21 protein-coding genes are annotated in these 21908 nt (G+C 34.3%); 12 read left to right on the forward strand and 9 right to left on the reverse strand.

The genetic code is table 11. The features are described from left to right. The first annotated feature begins 3 nt into the window (after positions 1 to 3). The 9 genes from M0M44_RS08045 (at position 4) to bglX (ending at position 13000) form a co-directional block, all read left to right on the forward strand. On the forward strand, positions 4 to 879 hold the full coding sequence (locus M0M44_RS08045; RefSeq protein WP_248729296.1) for a hypothetical protein: 876 nt from the start codon (positions 4 to 6) through the stop codon (positions 877 to 879). Between the two features lie 146 nt (positions 880 to 1025). Next, on the forward strand, positions 1026 to 2480 hold the full coding sequence (locus M0M44_RS08050; RefSeq protein WP_248729297.1) for a glycoside hydrolase family 30 protein: 1455 nt from the start codon (positions 1026 to 1028) through the stop codon (positions 2478 to 2480). Positions 2481 to 2571: 91 nt separating this feature from the next. Continuing rightward, the gene (locus M0M44_RS08055) at positions 2572 to 4023 is read left to right on the forward strand and encodes a glycoside hydrolase family 30 protein (protein WP_248729298.1); all 1452 of its coding nucleotides are present in this window, start codon (positions 2572 to 2574) and stop codon (positions 4021 to 4023) included. 28 nt (positions 4024 to 4051) lie between these two features. Beyond that, positions 4052 to 5524: a glycoside hydrolase family 30 protein gene (locus tag M0M44_RS08060; protein WP_248729299.1), complete on the forward strand. Its 1473-nt coding sequence runs from the start codon at positions 4052 to 4054 to the stop codon at positions 5522 to 5524. Positions 5525 to 5542: 18 nt separating this feature from the next. Next, positions 5543 to 7285 (forward strand): cellulase family glycosylhydrolase, encoded by a 1743-nt coding sequence (locus M0M44_RS08065; protein WP_248729300.1) that lies wholly within the window; start codon positions 5543 to 5545, stop codon positions 7283 to 7285. Positions 7286 to 7351: 66 nt separating this feature from the next. Beyond that, a complete protein-coding gene (locus M0M44_RS08070; protein WP_248729301.1) occupies positions 7352 to 8419 on the forward strand; it encodes a glycoside hydrolase family 16 protein in 1068 nt (355 codons plus the stop codon). A gap of 72 nt (positions 8420 to 8491) precedes the next feature. Next, positions 8492 to 9331, forward strand: a complete 840-nt coding sequence (locus tag M0M44_RS08075) for an endonuclease/exonuclease/phosphatase family protein (RefSeq protein WP_248729302.1) — start codon at positions 8492 to 8494, stop codon at positions 9329 to 9331. A gap of 2 nt (positions 9332 to 9333) precedes the next feature. Continuing rightward, the gene (locus tag M0M44_RS08080; protein ID WP_248729303.1) at positions 9334 to 10758 is read left to right on the forward strand and encodes a glycoside hydrolase family 30 protein; all 1425 of its coding nucleotides are present in this window, start codon (positions 9334 to 9336) and stop codon (positions 10756 to 10758) included. 13 nt (positions 10759 to 10771) lie between these two features. Next, positions 10772 to 13000 (forward strand): beta-glucosidase BglX, encoded by a 2229-nt coding sequence (gene bglX, locus M0M44_RS08085; protein ID WP_248729304.1) that lies wholly within the window; start codon positions 10772 to 10774, stop codon positions 12998 to 13000. A 47-nt stretch (positions 13001 to 13047) separates the two neighbouring features. Here the strand turns inward: bglX and M0M44_RS08090 are convergent, their stop codons facing one another. Further along, the gene (locus tag M0M44_RS08090; RefSeq protein ID WP_248729305.1) at positions 13048 to 15069 is read right to left on the reverse strand and encodes a hypothetical protein; all 2022 of its coding nucleotides are present in this window, start codon (positions 15067 to 15069) and stop codon (positions 13048 to 13050) included. 148 nt (positions 15070 to 15217) lie between these two features. Then, positions 15218 to 15475, reverse strand: a complete 258-nt coding sequence (locus M0M44_RS08095) for a hypothetical protein (RefSeq protein ID WP_095927997.1) — start codon at positions 15473 to 15475, stop codon at positions 15218 to 15220. Between the two features lie 284 nt (positions 15476 to 15759). Between M0M44_RS08095 and M0M44_RS08100 the strand changes: the two genes are divergently transcribed. The 3 genes from M0M44_RS08100 to M0M44_RS08110 are packed head-to-tail and all read left to right on the forward strand — an operon-like array spanning position 15760 to position 17447. Then, complete coding sequence (locus M0M44_RS08100) at positions 15760 to 16515, forward strand: NUDIX hydrolase (protein WP_248729306.1); 756 nt, start codon at positions 15760 to 15762, stop codon at positions 16513 to 16515. A 31-nt stretch (positions 16516 to 16546) separates the two neighbouring features. Beyond that, the gene (locus M0M44_RS08105; RefSeq protein ID WP_248729307.1) at positions 16547 to 16867 is read left to right on the forward strand and encodes an MmcQ/YjbR family DNA-binding protein; all 321 of its coding nucleotides are present in this window, start codon (positions 16547 to 16549) and stop codon (positions 16865 to 16867) included. Between the two features lie 55 nt (positions 16868 to 16922). Next, the gene (locus M0M44_RS08110; protein WP_248729308.1) at positions 16923 to 17447 is read left to right on the forward strand and encodes a GrpB family protein; all 525 of its coding nucleotides are present in this window, start codon (positions 16923 to 16925) and stop codon (positions 17445 to 17447) included. 6 nt (positions 17448 to 17453) lie between these two features. Here M0M44_RS08110 and M0M44_RS08115 read toward each other — a convergent pair whose 3' ends face one another. The 7 genes from M0M44_RS08115 to M0M44_RS08145 all read right to left on the reverse strand — a co-directional run bounded on the left by M0M44_RS08115 (position 17454) and on the right by M0M44_RS08145 (position 21874). After that, positions 17454 to 18062 carry an alpha-ketoglutarate-dependent dioxygenase AlkB family protein gene (locus M0M44_RS08115; protein ID WP_248729309.1) on the reverse strand — a complete coding sequence of 203 codons (609 nt, stop codon included), beginning with the start codon at positions 18060 to 18062 and terminating at the stop codon, positions 17454 to 17456. Then, on the reverse strand, positions 18049 to 18294 hold the full coding sequence (locus M0M44_RS08120; RefSeq protein ID WP_248729310.1) for an Ada metal-binding domain-containing protein: 246 nt from the start codon (positions 18292 to 18294) through the stop codon (positions 18049 to 18051). The genes M0M44_RS08115 and M0M44_RS08120 overlap by 14 nt, the downstream gene beginning before the upstream one ends. 63 nt (positions 18295 to 18357) lie before the next feature. Then, complete coding sequence (locus M0M44_RS08125) at positions 18358 to 19071, reverse strand: 2OG-Fe(II) oxygenase (RefSeq protein ID WP_248729311.1); 714 nt, start codon at positions 19069 to 19071, stop codon at positions 18358 to 18360. Between the two features lie 82 nt (positions 19072 to 19153). Next, positions 19154 to 19996 (reverse strand): bifunctional helix-turn-helix domain-containing protein/methylated-DNA--[protein]-cysteine S-methyltransferase, encoded by an 843-nt coding sequence (locus tag M0M44_RS08130; RefSeq protein WP_248729312.1) that lies wholly within the window; start codon positions 19994 to 19996, stop codon positions 19154 to 19156. Positions 19997 to 20127: 131 nt separating this feature from the next. Next, positions 20128 to 20460 carry a DMT family transporter gene (locus M0M44_RS08135; RefSeq protein ID WP_248729313.1) on the reverse strand — a complete coding sequence of 111 codons (333 nt, stop codon included), beginning with the start codon at positions 20458 to 20460 and terminating at the stop codon, positions 20128 to 20130. A 39-nt stretch (positions 20461 to 20499) separates the two neighbouring features. Further along, positions 20500 to 21579, reverse strand: a complete 1080-nt coding sequence (locus M0M44_RS08140) for a WG repeat-containing protein (protein ID WP_248729314.1) — start codon at positions 21577 to 21579, stop codon at positions 20500 to 20502. 10 nt (positions 21580 to 21589) lie between these two features. Further along, positions 21590 to 21874, reverse strand: a complete 285-nt coding sequence (locus tag M0M44_RS08145) for a hypothetical protein (protein ID WP_248729315.1) — start codon at positions 21872 to 21874, stop codon at positions 21590 to 21592. Positions 21875 to 21908: the final 34 nt, after the last annotated feature.

Genomic DNA, 21908 nt, shown 5'->3' on the forward strand with positions numbered 1-21908 from the left:
GGAATGAACCTAAATATATATCTTAGAAAAAGTGTATACCTAATGCTAGTTTTAGCATTAGGAACACTAAACAGCTGCAGCGAAGAAGTTAATGAGAATCCTCTTGTAGCTACAAATGTTGACGCTGCGTTTACTATCACACCAGTTGTGGGCGCAATGAATACTTATCTTCTAACGGCACAGCCTAAAGGAGTTATTGTTTCTCATTGGGATACGGGTGACGGCGCAAGTCCAGGAAAAATGAACCAAGTGATCTCTTTGCCTGATGCAGGAACTTACACAGTTACGCATACAGCTTATGGAGCTGGCGCTGCTACTGGAACTTCTTCTCAACAGATTGTAGTAGCACAAACAGATCCTGCAAAAGGAAACTTAGTGCAGGGTGGAAATTTTGCTACAGCTGCAGATCAAGCTAAATGGACTAGTGCACAATTAAGCCCTTCAGGTGCTGCTTTTTGGTCTTACGGTACTAATGGTGCTACAATTCATTTGCCAGGCGGAGGAGCTCAAGAAGGTATTTATCAAGCAATCGAAGTTGTAAAAGACAGAGAATATACTATCGATATGACAATTTCTTGCCCTAGTGGTTTAGACGAGACTTGGTTTGAAGTATATGCTGGCACATCAGTACCAAAACCAGGTGTAGAATATAATGATAACGTTGTAATGGGAATAAGTACTTGGGATGGTTGCGGAACATCGAAATTTTCGGGAAAATTGTCTGGAATCGGTTGTAAGAAAAATAAAGTAACAGGGACAGTTTCCAATGTTGTTAAATTCTCTGAAAGCGGAACAATATATCTTGTAATTAGATCTGGAAGTAATAAAACAGGTAATGAACCAATTACGATTAAAAAGGTTGAATTCAGAGGAAAATAAAAAGTTAAGTTAAGTTTAAGTTTAAGTTTGGTTGTAAATAGCCCATAATCATTATGAGTATGGGCTATTTTTTAAATCCGTCAATGGTAGAACTCGATTTTGATTTCTTCTAAACTTCAATTTAAAATCATAATAATTGGAAGCGAATGAAAAAAAATAGTTTAAAAATTTTATGCCTTTTGTTTTCTGTTGCAGCATTTGCACAACAGCCAAAAACAAAAAAAGAGTTTACAACCAGCGGCAAAAAGATAACCGTTTATACTACCGCAGAAAACTCTAAGTTACGATTAACCACCACAGATAACTTGACTTTTTCTAACGCAAAGCAACCATTAGAAACAGAGACCTCTGTTTTTGTACAGCCAGCTAAAAAATTTCAGACTTTTATGGGAATCGGAGGTGCTATTACAGATGCTAGTGCCGAAATATTTGCTAAACTTTCAAAAGAAAAACAGGCAGAATTCTTAGATGCTTACTACGATCAGCAAAAAGGTATTGGCTATTCTTTGCTAAGAACAACAATTCAAAGTTCTGATTTTAGCAGTGGAAGCTATTCTTATATCGAAGAAGGAGATAAAGATCTGAAGACTTTTTCTATTGATCATGACAAGCAATATCGTATTCCTTTAATCAAACAAGCCATTCAAAAAGCGGGAGGAAAATTGACAACATACGCTGCACCTTGGTCTCCAAATGCTTTTATGAAAAGCAATAAAAATGTATTGAAAGGCGGTACTTTACTTCCTGAATACTATCAGACTTGGGCAAACTTTTATGTAAAATTTATTAAAGCTTATGAAAAAGAAGGTATTCCGATTTGGGGAACTTCTACACAAAATGAGCCAATGGCGGTGCAGACTTGGGAATCTTGTATTTACACAGCTGAAGCTGAAAGAGACTTTATCAAAAATTACCTTGGGCCAACTTTGAAGAAAGAGAATCTTGGCAGTAAAAAAATCATTGTTTGGGATCATAACCGCGATTTAATGAATTATCGTGCCAACGTAATTTATTCTGATCCTGAAGCATCAAAATATGTTTGGGGAATGGGATTTCACTGGTACGAAACTTGGTCGGGCGGTGCGCCGATGTTTGATAATGTTGGGAAAGTAAATGAAGCTTATCCGGATAAAAAATTGATGTTTACAGAAGGATGCATTGAAAAATTTGATGCATCGAAATATCAATTTTGGGGCAATGCAGAACGTTACGGAATTAATATGATTCATGACTTTAATAACGGGACAGTTGCTTGGACAGACTGGAATATTCTTTTGGATCAAAATGGAGGGCCTAATCATGTTGGTAACTTCTGTTTTGCACCAATCCACGCCGATACTACAACAGGAGAATTAATCTACACACCATCTTATTATTACATTGGACACTTTTCAAAGTTCATACGCCTAGATGCTGTGCGAGTAAGTACTGCAGTAAGCAAAAGCGCTTTATTGAGTACCTCTTTTTTAAATGCTGACGGAACCATGGCAACTATTGTCATGAACCAATCAGCAAATGACCTTACCTACAATTTAATTATTGGAGATAAAAAGGCAGAAGTAAAAATTCCGCCACACGCTATACAAACACTTGTTTATTAATATTTTGTAGTAAAGTAATGAAGAGGACTAATTTGAATCATCCTAATTAGTCTTCTCTTGCTTTTAATTTTAAAACGATTATTTAAGCAACATGAAAGTTACCTCTCAAATATTTTTATCAGCCTTTGTCTTAATGCAATTAAGCTGTTTTAGCTCAAAAATAACAGCTCAAAAAAACAGTAAAATAAAGGTCTATACTACTGCCGAAAACACCAATTTGAAATTGACTTTATCAAATGATTTAATTTCAAAAAACAATACTACACAACAAAAAACATCAACAGTATCTATTCGAGTAAATACTGAAAAAACAGACCAGACCTTCCTCGGAATCGGAGGAGCAATTACAGATGCAAGCGCAGAAGTTTTCGCAAAATTATCGCCCAAAAAACAGCAGGAATTCCTAACTGCTTATTACGATAAAAACAAAGGTATTGGTTACACTTTGGCAAGAACAAATATTCACAGCTGTGATTTCAGCAGTGACAGCTATACTTATATTTCTGAAGGAGACAAAGAATTAAAGACTTTTAATATAAACCACGATCGCAAATATAGAATTCCATTAATTAAAAAAGCAATTGAAACAGCCGGCGGGAAACTAACCTTATTTGTCAGTCCTTGGAGTCCCCCAGCTTTCATGAAAGACAATAATGATATTTTGCACGGCGGCGTTTTATTGCCAGAATTTGCTCCAGCTTGGGCATTGTATTACACCAAATTCATAAAAGAATACGAAAAAGAAGGAATTCCAATCTGGGGCTTAACGGTTCAGAACGAGCCAATGGCGAGACAAAGTTGGGAATCTTGTATTTACACTCCAGAAGCAGAAAGAGATTTTCTTAAAAATCATCTAGGTCCAACTTTAGAAAAAGAAGGGCTAGGTTCTAAAAACGTTATTATTTGGGATCATAATCGTGGGGATATGTTAACCAAAAGAGCCAATCTTGTTTTTTCAGATCCTGAAGTTTCTAAATATGCTTGGGGAATTGGATTTCACTGGTATGAAACTTGGAACGGAGGACCGCCTCAATTTGAATCTGTAGCAAAAGTTCATGAAGCATTTCCAAATAAAAATCTTCTTTTTACTGAAGGATGCATTGAGAAATTTGATGCTTCAAAATATCAGTTTTGGGGAAATGCAGAACGTTACGGAATCAATATGATTCATGATTTTAATAATGGTACTGTAGGTTGGACAGACTGGAATATCCTTTTAGACCAGAACGGAGGGCCTAACCATGTTGGTAATTTCTGTTTTGCGCCAATCCATGCCGACACCACAAAAGATGAATTAATCTATACTCCAATGTATTATTATATTGGACATTTCTCAAAATTCATTAGACCAAATGCAAAAAGAGTACTTGAAACCGTAAACGACAAATCGTTGTTAAGTACTTCTTTTAAAAATTCTGACGGGAAATTGATAACTATTGTAATGAATCAATCTGAAAAAGAGATTGTTTATTCTTTAGAAAATCAAAAAGAAAAAACAACAATTACAATTCCGGCACACGCTATACAGACAGTTGTATATTAATTGTCAGCTAACTAAATAACCACGAAATATGAAATTTAATTTAAAGAACACTATAAAAGTATTTTTCTTTATTACAGCCGTATTAGCTCAAGTAAAATGCTCTTCTTCAAGCGATCCGGTAGAAAATCCACCAGTAGATCCGCCAGTTGTAAACCCTCCAGTAGTAGTAACAAATGATGTTGATTTTTGGCTTACAAAAGGCAATCAAAGTGTTTTATTGGCAAAACAATCTGGAACATTAGGATTTGGTACAACAGCCAATGCTTATGCTAATATTGAAGTGAATGCTGCTCAGAAATATCAGACCATTGATGGTTTTGGATATACCTTGACAGGAGGAAGCGTAGATGTTATAAACCAATTAAATGCGGCTAAAAGAACTGCTCTTTTACAAGAATTATTCGGGAATGGAGAAAACTCAATTGGAGTGAGTTATATCAGGATAAGTATCGGAGCTTCAGATTTAAATGCAACACCATTTACTTATAACGATCTTGCAGCTGGAGAAACAGATTTAAATCTAGAGAAATTCAGTTTAGAAAAAGACAAAAATCTAATTGCCATGCTGAAAGAAATCCTGGCAATTAACCCTAAAATATTAATCTTAGCAACACCTTGGTCTGCACCTATTTGGATGAAAGATGTAGCAAGTTTTAAAGGCGGAAAACTGAAAACAGAATATTATGATGTTTACGCAAAATATTTTGTGAAATACATTCAACAGATGAAAGCAGAAGGAATTACAATCGATGCTGTAACTCCTCAAAATGAACCTTTGCATGATGGGAATAACCCAAGTATGTATATGTCTGCTGCTGATCAGGGGAGCTTTATTAAAAATAGTTTAGGGCCTGCATTTAAAGCCGCAAATCTAAATGTAAAAGTTATTGCTTACGATCACAATTGCGATAATCCAAATTATCCAAAAGCAATTTTGGCAGATGCAGATGCCTTTCCTTTTGTAGACGGATCGGCTTTCCATTTATACGCAGGAGATATTAGTGCGCTAACCAATGTGTACAATTCTTATCCTACCAAAAACGTATATTTTACAGAACAATGGACTTCTTCTGAAGGTAGTTTTGATGGTGATTTAAAATGGCATCTTAGAAATGTAATTATCGGATCAATGAGAAATTACAGTAAAAATGCTTTAGAATGGAACGTTGCCAACAATCAAAATTTTGGCCCGCACACTGATGGTGGATGTACAATGTGTAAAGGAGCTATCACGATCACCTCAGGCGATAGTTTTCAGCGTAATGTGGCGTATTACATTATTGCACATGCTTCAAAATTTGTTCCAATGGGATCTACAAGAATCGAGAGCAATTCTGGAGGAAGCTTGCAGAATGTTGCCTTTATCACACCTTCAGGTTCTAAAGTATTGATTGTTGAAAATGATGGATCTGCAACAGAAACTTTCAATATTAAATTCAATGGAAAATGGGTAACCACTTCACTTGAAGGAGGATCTGTCGGGACTTATACTTGGAAATAATTGGAAAAACTATTTTATATGAAAAAAATACTTTTAACATCGCTGCTTTTTGTTTCGATAACCTCTTTTGGACAAGGTTTTTTGCATAGAGACGGACAAAAAATAGTAGACGGAAATGGTAAAAATGTTCTTTTAAGAGGTTTAGGCCTTGGCGGTTGGATGGTGCAAGAAGGTTACATGTTAAAGACACAGCCATTTGCTAGTCCGCAATATCAGATAAAACAAAAAATAGAAGAGGTGATTGGCGCAGAGGAAACAAAAGAATTCTACGCGGCCTATAAAGCAAACGGGATTACAAAACGAGATATCGATTCTTTGGCAAAATGGGGATTCAATTCGATTCGTCTTCCAATGCATTACAATCTCTACACACCGCCAATCGAACAGGAAAAAAATGGAGAGATCACTTGGATAGAAGAAGGTTTTACCATGACCGATAATCTACTGAAATGGTGTGCAGAGAATAAAATATATCTGATTTTGGATTTGCACGCAGCTCCAGGAGGACAAGGGAACGATGCTGCGATTTCAGATTTTGATACTACAAAACCAGCACTTTGGCAGAGCGAAGCCAATCAGAAAAAAATGATTGCTTTATGGAAGAAATTGGCTTCTCGTTACCGAGATAATCCTTGGATTGGAGCGTATGATATTATCAACGAACCCAACTGGAATTTTACAGGATCAAACAAGAATGGTTGTGACGAAAATTCAAACGGACCTTTAAGAGATTTAATGGTCGCAGTTACAAAAGCCATTCGCGAAGTCGATACCAATCATTTAATTTTTATTGAAGGAAACTGCTGGGGAAATAACTACAACGGAATTTTTCCATTATGGGATGATAATCTGGCTTTAAGTTTTCATAAATATTGGAACTATAACGACAAAGCTTCCATCGAAAAGATGCTAGAGTACAGAGAAAAATATAATGTGCCAATCTGGATGGGAGAAAGTGGTGAAAATTCGAATGTCTGGTTTAAAGATGTCTTAACTTTAGTAGAAAGCCATAATGTTGGATGGGCATTCTGGCCAATGAAAAAAATAGACAATATTGCTGGAGTAGCTTCAGTTACAAAAATTCCAGAATATGATATTTTATTGAAATATTGGAGAGACGGCGGTCTTAAACCATCTCCAGAATTTGCAAAAAAGACTCTGATGAAAATGGCTGACAATTACAAAATGGAAAATGTAACCGTTAAGCCAGATGTTGTAGATGCCATGTTTAGACAAGTGCAGACAGACGACACAAAACCATACAAAAAGAATGCTGTTCCAGGAAAAATTGCCGCAACGCATTACGATTTAGGAACCAACGGAAAAGCCTATTCTGATACTGATTTTGTAAATTATAGAAGCGTTACCGGAAAAGACGATCAATGGAATCGCGGTAATAGTATGAGAAATGATGGAGTAGATATTTTACCATGTAAAGAAAAAGATTCAAACGGTTATCAAGTTTCTTTTATTGAAGATGGAGAATGGATTCAATATACGATTGATGCAAAAGAAGGAACTTACAACGTTGCCATTCGTTATTCTAGCGAAAAAGCTGAAGGGAAATTGTACTTAGAAATTGATGGAGCAAAATCTAATGAAATTACGCTTCCTGCAACAGCTGGAGATAACAAATGGAAGACTGTAGTTTTATCTAAGGTAGCATTAAAATCGGGTTCAAATAAAGTAAAAGTTGTATTTGAAAAAGGAGGTTTTAATTTAAACTATTTTGACTTTGTTATAAACAAAAATAAAAAGTAGAAGAAATAATATTTATCTTGATATTCAATTTATTAACTAAACCATTTAAATAATAAAAAGATGAAAATGATTAATCTCGCAAATAGAGCTGGAGTTCTTACTTTAATCCTGTTGTTTGTATTCCAATCTTGCAGCAGTAACAACGATACGACAGATACTCCTGTCGTTGTAGCTCCCGATAAAATTTCTGTACAAGTTGATGTAGTGGGCAAAACTGCCGAAATGCCAAATGGAGACGGAAGCGGAAAAATTAATTTAAAAATTGATGCTCCTAATGCAAAGTCATATAAGGTAGTGGTAAACAATGAAACAAAAGAGTTTACAACTAGCAGTTTTACATATGAATTTACTCAACCAGGAACCAAAACCTATACGATTGATGTTACAGCATTTAACGGAATAAAGTATACGAATACTTCTACAACAGTTAATATTTTCGTAGCCAGAAAATTAATCTGGTCTGACGAGTTTAATACAGATGGAGCGCCAGATAGTTCAAAATGGGGTTATGATTTAGGAACAGGAAATGGCTGGGGAAATAACGAATTGGAATATTACACCAATCGTTCTGAAAATGTAAAAATCGAAGGAGGTCTTTTGAAAATTACGGCAATCAAAGAAAATTACCAAGGAAGCCAATACACTTCTACAAGAATGCTGACCAAAGGAAAGTTTTCTTTTAAATACGGAAGAGCAGAGATTCGTGCAAAATTACCAGCTGGTGGCGGTACTTGGCCTGCTTTCTGGTTGCTTGGAGATAATATAGATACGGCAGGATGGCCGTTATGCGGAGAAATAGATATTTTAGAATCGGTTGGGAATAATCCAAATGTAATCCATTCTTCCTTGCATTCTCCAGGACGCTCAGGAAATACACCAGATACCAAAACCACAACAGCTCCAAATTCGACAACTGAGTTTCATATTTATGCTGCCGAATGGAGTGCAGAAAACATCAATTTTTATGTAGATGATAATTTATTTTATAGCTACAAAAACTCTAGTACAACTCCATTTAATGACAAATTCTTTGTGATCATAAACTTTGCAATGGGAGGAAATTTTGGAGGGGCTGTCGATCCAAACTTTCAAAGAGCAACCTACGAAATTGATTATGTAAGAGTATATAATTAACATAATTTTTAAACAGATTTTTTTCTTTAAAGCCTCGTAAACACTAGCTTTACAAGATTAAAATTTTTTAACATGAAAAAGATAAACAAACTTGTTTTTGCAGTAATCCTGCTTTTAAGCGTAAACTCATTTTATGGTCAGAATTTAAAAATTATGACTTACAATATCCGTTTGGATGTTGCCTCAGATGGAGAAAATGCGTGGCCAAACCGAAAAGATTATTTTACATCTCAAATTGGTTTTTACAGCCCAGACGTTTTTGGAGTTCAGGAAGCAACGCCAAACCAAGTGTTAGATATTGCATCGGCTTTGCCAAATTATAGCAAATTCGGAGTTGGAAGAGAAGAAGGAGGTTTAGGTGAAGCGTGTACGATTTATTACAAAAAAGACCGTTTTAAAGTAGAGCAATCTAATACTTTCTGGTTGTCTGAAACTCCAAATGTAGTTTCAAGAGGCTGGGATGCTGCTTGCAATAGAGTTTGTACATATGGGCTTTTTAAAGATCTAAAAACTAAAAAAATATTTTGGGTTTTCAATTTGCATTTAGATCACATGGGCGAAGAAGCGAGAGTAAAAGGCGTGCAACTTGCTCTTTCTAAAATAAAAGAATTAAACACAAAAAATTATCCAGCTTTTTTAATGGGTGATTTCAATTCTGAACCAAACACAACGCAAATTGGAGAAATCAAAAAAGTAATGGATGATACCAAAGATGTTTCAATAGAAAAACCTTTCGGTCCTTCAGGAACTTTCAACGATTTCAAACACAATGAACCCGTAACATTATTATTAGACTACATTTTTATTTCAAAAAATAGTGGTCTAAAAGTTCAAAAACACGCAGTGTTAAGTGATTCTAAAGATTTAAAATATCCGTCAGATCATTTGCCTGTCTTAATAGAAATAGATTAAAAATGAAAAACATCAACAAAAAACTTCAAATCCTAGTTTTGCTGCCATTAATTGCAATGCAGTTTAACTGTGGATCTTCAACAAATGCTGTAAAAAATACTGGAAAAGTTTCTTCTTGGATTACCACAACAGATGAAACTTCAAAACTTAAAAAACAACCTGAGTTAGTTTTCACTTCAGAAACAAATTCAAATCAAACTATTGAAGTAAATCCTTCCGAGAAATTCCAAACTATTGAAGGTTTCGGATTTTCATTAACTGGAGGAAGTGCGCAAGCCATTAAAAAACTAGACAAATCAAAAAGAGAAGCTTTGCTTCAGGAATTGTTTTCTAGAAAAGAAGATGCCATTGGTTTGAGTTATTTAAGAATAAGTATTGGTGCATCAGATTTGAATGAAAAAGTTTTTTCGTATGATGATATGCCAGAAGGCCAAACCGATTTAAAATTGGAACATTTCAATCTTGGTCCAGATTTAGACGATGTAATTCCGGTCTTAAAAGAAATTTTAGCCATAAATCCTAAAATAAAAATAATGGGTTCTCCGTGGTCGCCTCCAGTTTGGATGAAAGATAACGGAAGTTCAAAAGGCGGTAGTTTGCAGCCAAAATACTATCAAGTTTATGCAGAATATTTTGTGAAATATATTCAAGCAATGAAATCGCACGGAATTGTAATTGATGCGATTACGCCTCAAAATGAACCTTTACACCCAGGAAACAACCCAAGTTTGTTAATGTTGGCAGAACAGCAAGCAGATTTTGTTGGGAATAATTTGGGGCCCGCTTTCGCGAGAGCAGGAATCAAAACCAAAATTATTGTTTACGATCACAACTGTAATAAACCAGAATATCCTTTGACGATTTTAAGAGATCCAAAAGCAAATCCGTTTGTAGCAGGATCAGCTTTTCACTTGTACGAAGGAGATATTAGTGCTTTATCAACTGTTCATAATGAATTTCCAAATAAGGATTTGTATTTTACAGAACAATATACAGGGAGCGGAACTAATTTCGAAACCGACTTGAAATGGAGTGTAAAAAATGTAGTAATCGGATCAATGAGAAACTGGAGTAAAAATGCACTTTCATGGGGATTAGCAAATGATGAGTTTTACAAACCTTTTACGCCAGGAGGATGTTCAACTTGTAAAGGAGCTTTGATGATTGACCAAAATCAAAATATCAAAAGAGAAGTTGGATATTATATTATCGGACATGCTTCTAAATTTGTTCCGGAAGGTTCAGTAAGAATTGGAAGTAATATTGCAGGAGATTTATACAATGTTGCTTTCAAAACTCCATCAGGACAAACCGTTTTAATTGTAGAAAATGACGGAGCTTCGGCAGCAACATTTAATATCAAATACAACCAAAAACAAACCACAACCACTCTAAACGCAGGTGCTGTAGCAACTTACGTTTGGTAAACAACTTAAACATATGAAGAAGACAACAACAATTATGCTGTTTATGCTTTCGCTTTTTGCGTCGGCACAGCAGCAGTCGATAGATCAGAAAGTCAATGATCTATTGAAGAAAATGACAATTGAAGAAAAAATTGGCCAGTTAAATCAATACACTGGAGACAATCAGGCAACGGGACCAATTACAATTAATCCGAACAAGCAAAATGAAATCAAACAAGGTTTAATTGGTTCGATGCTAAATGTGATCGGAACAAAATATACCAGAGGATATCAGGAATTGGCAATGCAGTCAAGACTTAAAATTCCGTTGTTGTTTGGACAAGACGTTATTCACGGTTACAAAATGACTTTTCCTCTTCCTTTAGCAGAAGCGGCAAGTTGGGATTTAGCAGCAATCGAATTAGGCGCAAGAGTTGCTGCAACAGAAGCAGCAGCAAGCGGAATTCATTGGACATTTGCTCCAATGGTAGATATTGGTCGTGATCCTCGATGGGGACGCGTAATGGAAGGCGCGGGAGAAGATACTTACCTTGGTTCTAAAATTGCATATGCGAGAGTAAAAGGTTTTCAAGGAAATAAACTGGGAGATTTAAATTCTGTTATGGCCTGCGTAAAACACTTTGCGGCTTATGGAGCCGGAGTTGGAGGAAGAGATTACAACTCTGTAGACATGAGCGAAAGAATGTTATGGGAAACCTATTTACCGCCATTTAAAGCAGCTTTAGACGCTGGAGCGGCTACATTTATGAATTCATTCAATGATATTAACGGAATTCCAGCAACTGGAAATGCACATTTGCAGAGAGATATCTTAAAAGAAAAATGGAACTTTCAAGGTTTCGTAGTTTCAGACTGGGGATCAATTGGAGAAATGGTGGCTCACGGTTATTCTAAAGATCTTAAAGAAGCTGCTTATTCTGCCATTACTGCAGGAAGCGACATGGATATGGAAAGTAATGCATACCGTAAGCATTTAGCAGAGTTAGTAAAAGAAGGTAGAGTTTCTATTGATTTAATTGATGATGCTGTAAAACGTATTCTTCGTAAGAAATTCGAATTAGGATTATTTGATGATCCTTACAGATACTCAGACGAAAAACGTGCTGAAAAAGCATTAAACAATCCAGAACACAGAAAAGCAGCTAGAGAAATGGCTGAAAAAAGTATCGTTTTATTAAAGAACGAAAACCAAACTTTGCCAATTTCAAAAAATGCTAAAACCATTGCGTTTATTGGCCCAATGGTAAAAGAATATAAAGAAAACATGGGATTCTGGTCTGTAGAACTTCCAGAAGTTGATTACAATAAATGGATCGTTTCGCAATGGGATGGATTGCAAAATAAAGTGGGCAAAAACACCAAATTATTATATGCAAAAGGTTGTGAAATAGAAGGAACAAACAAAGATGGTTTTGCAGAAGCAGTTGAAACTGCCAAACAAGCCGATGTTGTAATTTTGAGTATTGGTGAAAGACGCGACATGAGCGGTGAAGCCAAAAGTAGAAGCGACTTGCATTTGCCAGGAGTTCAAGAAGATTTAGTAAAAGCAGTTATGGCAACAGGAAAACCGGTTGTAGTTTTAATAAATGCTGGAAGACCTTTGGTTTTCAACTGGACTGCAGATAATGTTCCGGCAATTTTATACACTTGGTGGTTAGGGACTGAAGCTGGAAATGCTATTGCAAATGTATTGTTTGGAGATTACAATCCGTCTGGAAAATTGCCAATGACTTTCCCAAGAGAAGTAGGGCAGATTCCAATTTACTACAATCACTTCAGCACAGGAAGACCTGCTAAAGACGAAAACGCAACAAATTATGTTTCGGCTTATATCGATTTGAAAAACTCTCCAAAATATCCTTTTGGATATGGTTTGAGCTATACAACATTTGATTATTCAGGGTTGAAATTATCTTCAACAAAAATAAAAAGCAATGAAACAATCAAAGTTTCTTTCCAATTAAAAAATACGGGAAAAGTAGCAGGAGAAGAAGTAGCTCAATTGTATTTGAAAGATAAATTTGGATCTGTTGTAAGACCAGTATTAGAATTAAGAGATTTCCAAAAAGTGAAATTAAATGCAGGAGAATCTAAAACAATCGAATTTACAATTGATAAGGAAAAGCTTTCTTTTTATAATGATAAAGTAGAATGGGTTGCTGAACCAGGAGATTTTGAAGTTATGATCGGAACTTCATCAGCAGATATTAAATTAAAATCTGATTTTGAATTAGTAAATTAAATAAAAAACGGGGCTTCTTTTGGAGCCCCCGTTTTTTTATATCGAAATTATTTTAGTCGTTTTTTAAAACGATACTTTAGCATATTCATTAGACCTTGTTCGATAATGTCAATTCCTACTCCATAATTACTATCGGCAATTTCATGATGTGCATTTCTAAAATCTTCAAAATCTTCACTTGGAATTTCCAAGTTGATCAACGGTTTATAATCAACAATTATAGAAGCACCATTTTTGGTTACTTTTTTACGGCTTGTAAAATCAAAATAAGGATTTGTGATCGTACTTTCCTGAATTGTATATTTTTCTTGAGTATCTATTTTTTGATCTGTCGTTAAATTGATTTCGTATTTCTCGTTATCAAAATTATGCCAAAACGAAAGATCCGTGTGCATAAAGTCGCGTGCAGTATTTTTAACCACATTGCGATCAAAATACATTAAAAAGCGATTCTTTTCGGCATCTATAAAATACGGATTTTCGATTGTCGCATTATACTGAATCGTAAATTCATTCAGCTTTTTATCATCGCTTACAATTTCAATCGCCGCATCTTTAAAAATGGTTCTGATATCCGTTCCATTTCTATCATTAGAATAATTTAAAGTGTAAAACAAGAAATTATTCCAGCTGTCAATAATCTCTCTTTTGTTTGTGTTTTTGAAATATTTACGCATATAATTGGCACGATTTCCTTTGTAAGTCGAAACCAATTTTAGTATTCCTATATTATTTTGAGCACTAAAATCTGCTTTTTCATTTATCCCGTAATAAGGAAATTTGTAAGGCTCCTTAATCTGCAATTCTTGATTTGTTTTTACTTCCAAATAATGCATAAAATAGATGTAGCCGCGATTTTCAATTAACCCGAATTCGTCTCTAGAAGTAGCATCAACAAAATAAGTTCCGCCTTTGTAATTGATTTTTACAATAACATGATTAAAAGTCAATAATGAAGGAAGGTAATATTTAATGTAATGATCTGAATTGAAATTAACCAAAACTACAGAAGCATCCACATTAATATAATCTAAAACCACTTTCAGTAAAACCGATTTTGCCTTGCAGTCTCCCTGCTTATTTTCATAAGTTACTGATGGTTCTTGCGGTTTGTGGCCATTCATTTCATCAGCATTATAAATATAGTAGACATGGTTCTGCACGTAATCAATAGCAAATTGTAGCTTCTCATCCTGATCAGGAATAGCGTCTAGTTTTTCTACGAGTTTTGGAGCAAATTCGGTTAAAGAAGCTTTGCTGTATATTTCTTCGTAAAGTGGAGAAATGTAATTTGATAAGTCAACCCAGTTACGATCTGTTGCAAAATCAATAAAAGGTGCAATTTCTCTGTTTGCATCAAAAGAATTGATGTAATTTTCTTTATCGATTACAAATCGTTCTCCTTTTTTGAGGTAATTAATTTCTGGTTCCAAAACATTTCCTTCTTCATCTCTAAAGAATGTTTTTTTGTATGCAATTGTCTCTTTTCTATCGTTGATAAAAGAGAACTTATATTTTCCGTAAGCCCAGTAAGTACTTGGTGTTACGTATACATACTTAAGAAATTCTTTTCGCATAAAATCACGATCAGTAAAAACCTTTGTACGCGAATCTTCTGTAATTAAAATATCATAAAGACGTAAATCTTTAATCGTAATATTTACTTTTTTGTTACTGCTTAAAATGCCGCCTTCACTCTGATTTTCACTATCTAAAACTTTAATTTTAGTATCAGGAATTTTATCAATCAAAACACCATCTCTCAACACACTAATTCTGTGTATCAAGTAAGTTTCATTTTCTTCTACAACAACATCTTTTGCCGAAGCGCTTTCAAGATTTGCAGGCTCGTTAAGAGTATACGCAACGCAAGCATATTCGCTGTTTTCAGTATCGCTTGTATAGTAGATTTTATCTAAGAAGTAGCAGAAATCTCTACCTTCTTCAACTTGTTTATTGGAGAAATCGGATTCTTTTATATAGTCAATAAGCTGATCATCATTAATTGTAGGAGCCCAGTTTTCTGGTTTTTGAATTTTGTAACTTTCTGATTCAATGATATTTTCCATGTATTTTTCTGTAGGGGTATATTCTTACTTTTAAAACGGCTAAAATAACTAATAAATAACCATTTTCTTTCATTCTAGTGTAAAATTTATAATAAAAAACCTCACCGAGGTGAGGCCAGCATTATAAATTATAAAAATGTGTAGGTATTTATTTTAAAACGGTATTTATAAAATCCATTGCGCCAATTCCTTTATAAGATGCATACAAAGCTTTTTCATAAGCTTCTCTTTTTGCTTTTTTATCTTTTGCATCAGTTTCGACAATCATTTCATTGAAAATTCTCTCCTGTTCTTCACTATATTTTAAAGATTCTTCCAGAAGATATGTTTTCGAAACAAATCCGAATGAAGACCAGATTCTGGTTCTAATTTTTTTATTGATGTCTTTTAAAGGATTGGTAATCATAACTTCTGTGTTTAAATTTCTACGCTCACTTGAAGAAAAATGGAAACAGCTTGTATTATTTTTCTTTGAATTTGATTCTAATCTTAACAATTAAAATCATTAATGTGTTATTATGACGCAATGTACTTATTTTTTTTAAATTTGATTTTAAATTTTCGTTAAAATTGTAGTTTCAACACTTCTGTTTTAATGAAAGTCAGCGCTTTGTTTTTATAATATATTTCAGTTTTATAAAAATGAAGTAAATTGCAGAGTTATTAAAAGAAAGAATTTATACAAATCTGATGTTAAAAGACATTATAGATAATAACGAAAATTACCAACCAGGACTTTCTATAGACTGTGTCATTTTTGGTTTTCATGATAATCAGTTAAAAGTGTTATTGATTAAAGTGGAACGTGCCAATAAATGGTCTTTGCCCGGCGGTTTTATTCCTGTAGATCAGGATATTGATACAGCTGCAATCACAGTGCTGAATGGTAGAACAGGTGTTGATGGGGTATTTTTAAGACAATTTGCGACCTTTGGAAAAGTAAATCGTAACCATCAGCATTTTGATAAAAAAACCTTGGAATATCTCCAAATTGAAGAAGAAAAAGGAAAATGGCTAACGCGCCGTTTTGTTACAATTGGATACTATGCTTTGGTGGATTTTTCTAAAATTCTTCCTAACCCAACAGGCAGATATGAAGTAGTGGAATGGATTGATCATAAAGAAGTTCCTGAGCTTATTTTAGATCATAAGGAAATTTTGGATAAAGCCTTAGACACTTTACGTACAGAATTAAATTTAATGCCAATTGGTTACAATTTATTGCCGGAGAAATTTACCATTCCAGAACTGCAAAAATTGTACGAAACAATTTTGGACAAAAAATTAGACCGTCGAAATTTTTTGCGTAAAATCACCAATATAGGAATTCTTAATAAGCTTGACGAAAAGAAAAGTAACGTAGCGCACAAAGCTCCAAACTTGTATTCTTTCGATAAAGAAAAATACGATGAGGTTCTTAAAAACGGACTGAATCAAGGCTGGTAAAAGGTAAACTTTAATCTTTAAAAATGATATTATGGTTTCAATTGAAGAATTTAGAAAATTAGCAATGTCATTTCCAGATGCGACCGAAGAGCCTCATTTTGAGAAGACTTCCTTTCGAATCAAAAAGAAGATTTTTGCCACTTTTGACCAAAAAAATAATCATGCCGTTTTAAAACTAAACGAAATAGATCAATCGGTTTTTTGCGCGTCAAGCGGAAAGATTTTCTATGAAGTTCCAAACAAATGGGGAAAACAAGGCTGGACAATTGTCGAACTTTCAAGAGTAAGGCCCGAAATGTTTGAAAATGCTTTAATTCGTTCGTATGAAAATGTTGCTACAAAAAAGAAGTAATTAAAATTGTAATACGAGAAAAGTTAATCAATTATTATAGGTACAAATAAAGGGTATGATTGGTAGTGAAAATTGGAATATAGTAGTCGTAGCATACGATCCTAATTGGACAGGAGAGTTTAAAAAAATTGAAAAAGAATTGCTCGCAGTAATAAATGACTCGGTATTGTCAATTGAACACGTTGGGAGTACATCTGTGGAAGGATTACATGCGAAGCCTATTATTGATATTGATGTTGTAGTGGGAGATAATATGTTTTTATTAGTAAAAGAAAAGCTGAAAACGATAGGTTACGAGCACGTTGGTGATATTGGTATAGAGGGTCGCGAAGCTTTTAGCTATAAAAATAAAGAACATCTTATGGAACATCATTTATATGTATGTCATAAAGATGCGAATGAATTAAAAAGACATATTACTTTTAGGAATTACCTTCGTGCGCATGAGGATGACAGAAATAGATATAGCCAGATTAAAATTGAAATGGCAGAAAAATTTCCTCACGATATCGATAATTATCTTTTAGGAAAGCAATCTGTAATTTTAGATATTTATAAAAAATGTGGATTGATAAACTAATTCCTTTTATCTCACAATAGTTCTAAAAGTCAAATTTACTCGAGGTTTTTGAGTTGTTTTTGTTGGAGGTAACCGATGCAGCCAATGTGTTTGTGTTTCATCTTTCATAACCAATAAACTTCCGTGTTCCAGAATTAGAGAAACGGTTTCTTTAGATTCTTTATGTTTGAAAGCAAATTTACGTTCGGCACCAAAACTTACAGATCCGATTGCGCCATTTTTCTTTAAATCTTTCTCAGCATCGCTGTGCCACGCCATTCCTTCTTCGCCAGTATGATATAAATTCAGCAGACAGGAATTGAAAGTTTCTCCTGTTTTTTCTTCAATGATTTTCTTTAACCTTAAAAGTTCAGGAGTCCAGGGCAAAGCTTTTTTAGTGGTATTCGAATACGTATATTCAAATTCCTGATCGCCGTACCAAGCTACTTTTCGTTTGGTTAAGATTAGTTTTCCAAAGATAATGGCTTCGTCATTTTTCCATTCTATTGTATTTAATAAAATATCGCGATAGAAATCGGCTTCCTGTCTGGAGAAGCATTTTCCATAATAATTCACTGTTCCATCTTTTGGAAGAAGATTGGTTGTTTCGTCTATTTGGGGATTAAATAAGTCCATTTTTCCATTTTAAGTATTCCGGTTTCATGCAATGACCGCAAGGCCTGAAACCATTTTCTTTGGCTTCATTTTCAGACAAAAAGAAAACTCGATTTTCGCGTTTCATTCTTTTACCCGAAGAACATTTGAGCGTTCCGTAGATTTTTAGTTTTTGGTTGCCGCCAAAGCAAATTTCGCCTTTTTTAATTTTACGGAGCAATTCAGAATCGGTTATTTTTTGATGATTAATCATGAAGTTGTAAGTTTTGTATTGTAGAGACGCACAGCTGTGCGTCTCTACAGATATATTGTGTGTTTATGACAACGCATCATGAAAAATAATCCCCAACGTATAACGTTCGCCAGAATGGACTTCGCTTACGCCATGTTTCATATTCACGCGATAATATCCTTTTGTGCCCTTTACAGGTTTAAAATTGGTTGTAAAAACAAGAATATCTCCCTTTTTAGGTTTTAAGACAATTGCTTTCGATTGCGCTCTTGGTGTTTGCTGTGTTAAAACAAATTCGCCGCCTGTAAAATCTTCATCAGGATCAGAAAGAAAAAGTACGATTTGAATGGGAAAATAAACATCTCCATACAAATCCTGATGCAATGTATTAAAACCGCTTTTACCGTATTTTAGAATTAAAATCGTCGCTTTCAGCTGATCATTTTCGTGACATTGTTTTAATAAATCTGCATGTTTTTCAGGAAAAGTAGTGTCGATATTAAGGACTTTCATCCATGCATTTGCAATTGGAGCCAGCTTCGGATAAATAGAAGTACGTATGTTTTGAATCAAATCGGGCAGGGGGTAATTGAAATATTTATATTCGCCTAAGCCAAATCGATAACGTTCCATGACAACTGTTTTTCTGTATAAATTTGGATTATCATAATCGAATTTTAAATCTTCGCATTGTTCGTTATTAAGTACTTCTGGAATGATTGCGAATCCATTTTCGTGCATAGATTCAGTGATGCTTTCCCAGTTTTGAGAAGCAATTTTGGATTGTATATTTTGCATAGCAATTAGATTTTATCAAATTTTCAATGAAGGTTAATCATTGAAATTCGGAATTTGGGATTCGAAATTTGGAGTTTTATTTTTATGGATTTACTTGTGCGCCTTCCCAGCCAATTATCGCCATTTTTCTCGTATTTCCCCACATATAACCGCCAAATATTCCAGAGGATTGGATTACACGGTGACAAGGAATTAGGAACGCAACAGGATTACTGCCAATTGCAGTTCCAACGGCTCTCGATGCATTTGGTTTTTGAATTTGCTGCGCAATAGAACCGTAAGAAGAAAGCTGTCCCATTGGGATTTTTAATAAAGTTTCCCAAACTTTCAGTTGAAAATCGGTTCCTTTTAAGTGCAGTTTTATTTCAGATAATTTGCTCCAATCGTTTTGGAAAATAAATAGTGCATTTTGCTGTACCAAATCTAGTTTTTGGGTAAAAGATGCATTTGGGAACTTATCTTTCAATGCAATAAGTCCAGCGATTTCATTTTCGGCGAAAGCCATAAAACAAACGCCTTTTGAAGTAGATGCAACAACAATATTCCCAAAAGGGCTTTCGGCAAAACTGTAATTGATGGCTAGGTTTTTTCCGCCGTTTTTATATTCTGCAGGAGTCATTCCTTCGATATTGACAAATAGATCATGTAGTCGGCTAGTTCCAGAAAGTCCAGTTTCGAAAGCTGTTTCAGAAATAGTTGCGTGATTTTCTTTAAGCAGTTTTTTGGCGTGTTCAATGCTTGTATATTGCAAAAATTTCTTCGGACTTGTGCCTGCCCATTCACTAAAAAGTCTCTGAAAGTGAAACGGACTTAAGTGTACTTTTTCCGCAACCTCATCCAGATTGGGCTGATCTTTAAAATTTGCTTTGATATAATCGATAGCTTCAGCAATACGATTATAATTAATGGTTTCTTGTGTGTTCATTTTTCTTCCATTTTATAAGGCAAAGATCGATTGGTTTTGGCAGGTATAAAATCCGAAACTTGCGGAAATAGTTTTTTGCTTTTTTTGTTTCAAGTTTCAGGTTTCAAGTTCCAGCATAAATTGAAACCAATTTAATGCGCTGTAGTTTTAGAAAATACATTAATAACAATCACGCCAATTACAATCAATGCAAGTCCAATAATAGCAGGCAAATCTGGAATTTCTTTAAAGAAAATAGCCCCGATTGCAGTAATTAAAACAATTCCAACGCCAGACCAAATGGCATATGCAAATCCCACAGGAATGGTTCTGATAGCAAAACTTAAAAAATAAAATGCACCGCAATAGCCAATAACTGTAATAATGCTCGGAATTAGTTTGGTGAATTCTTCAGACTTTTTTAATGCTGAAGTTGCAATGATTTCGAAGATTATGGCAACACCTAAAAATAGAAAATTCTTCATAGTTCACTTTTTTACAAAGGTAAACCTTAAAGCTGAAAATTATTTAAGATTATCTGTTCTAGAAGAAACACTTATCAACTTATATCCGTTTTCTGTTCTTAGAAATTCGAAATGATCTTGCCCTCGGTCGGTTTGCTTTTTTGGATTGATTACAATATCCATTGTTGGATAAATCCAATCTTTAGATTCATTACAATTGTTAAAATAAATGTCGTATTCGCTTGATTCAAAAATAAACTGATTTAATCCGCCAGAAGAAATAAAGTAATCTGCTTTTGGATTTTTAAGCTCCTGAAGTTTTAGTTTTAAATAGGTATAATTTTGATTAATGAATTTGGTTTTCGAAGCATTTATCCAACCGTCTGGTTCTTTCCAATAGGTGATTTTATCTAAGGTGTGTTTTTCTAAATTGGCTTTAGATAAATCCTTAAGGATAGTATTTTCTAACCAATATTTAAATTCTTTATCAAAATTTATGAAAGAATAATATTGTCCATCAACTCCAAGAAAACTGTCTCTTGTTGGATCTTTGCTAGGTTCTTTTGACTTTTCTAAAGAATAAAAATTCAAATCATCATTATAAGAGAAGTTTTCAATCAGGACTTTGTTGTTGATATCGATTAAAAACTCTTTTCCTCCTTGCCAGAAAAAGTGTTCTCCATCTTGTTGTTTTTTGGCGTCTTTCAAAACCGTAATCATTCCGTTTCTTACTTTGGTTAAGGCGCTGTATTCTGCTGGAATTGCCATTTTTCCTTCGGCATTAAATACTCCCATTTTATCAGTTTTACGATCTGTAAATCTTATAAAACCTTCGTTTTCGCAGTCTGGACCATTATCAAATACGTATAGGCTATCTTGCCCGACAATCTTTCCTTGTTTGGTTAAGTAATAGTTTTTCCAATTGCCATTTTCTTCTTCGGTAACGGCAATTATGTTTTCGAATTTGCGTGCAGTGGTAAAACCAGTAAATTTTGGTTCTATTTTGATTATTCCGTTTTTGTCTTTAAAACCTGTTAATGTGGTATCCTTGTTGGGAAATGCAGTCCAGATATCATTGCTTTGAGCAAATACGAAAGAATTAAAAAGAAAGAATATAAAGAGGATAAGGATCTTTTTCATGAAAATGCATTTATCGAATATGAACTTCTGTTTCGTTGTTTTTTGCTTCTTCAAAACAATCAGAACATAACATTTTAAAATCGGCAAGAGATTGAAAAGTTTCTGTCCATTCTTCTTCATTATCCAAAAGATATTGTTCGCAAGAACCACACCAAGCAATTTGTGGAAGATCTTCCTCGGCTTCTGAATAGAAAAATCCAACTTGATTTCTTGAATCTATTGCAGTTGCGATATGAATGCAGGTAAAAGACATTTCTTTTGAGCCGTGTATGTCGCAGGAAATTTTTTCGATCATTTTTTGAGTTTTAAAAAGCTTTAAGTTCAAATTT

The sequence above is a fragment of the Flavobacterium humidisoli genome, from assembly GCF_023272795.1.
GTDB classification, from domain to species: domain Bacteria; phylum Bacteroidota; class Bacteroidia; order Flavobacteriales; family Flavobacteriaceae; genus Flavobacterium; species Flavobacterium humidisoli.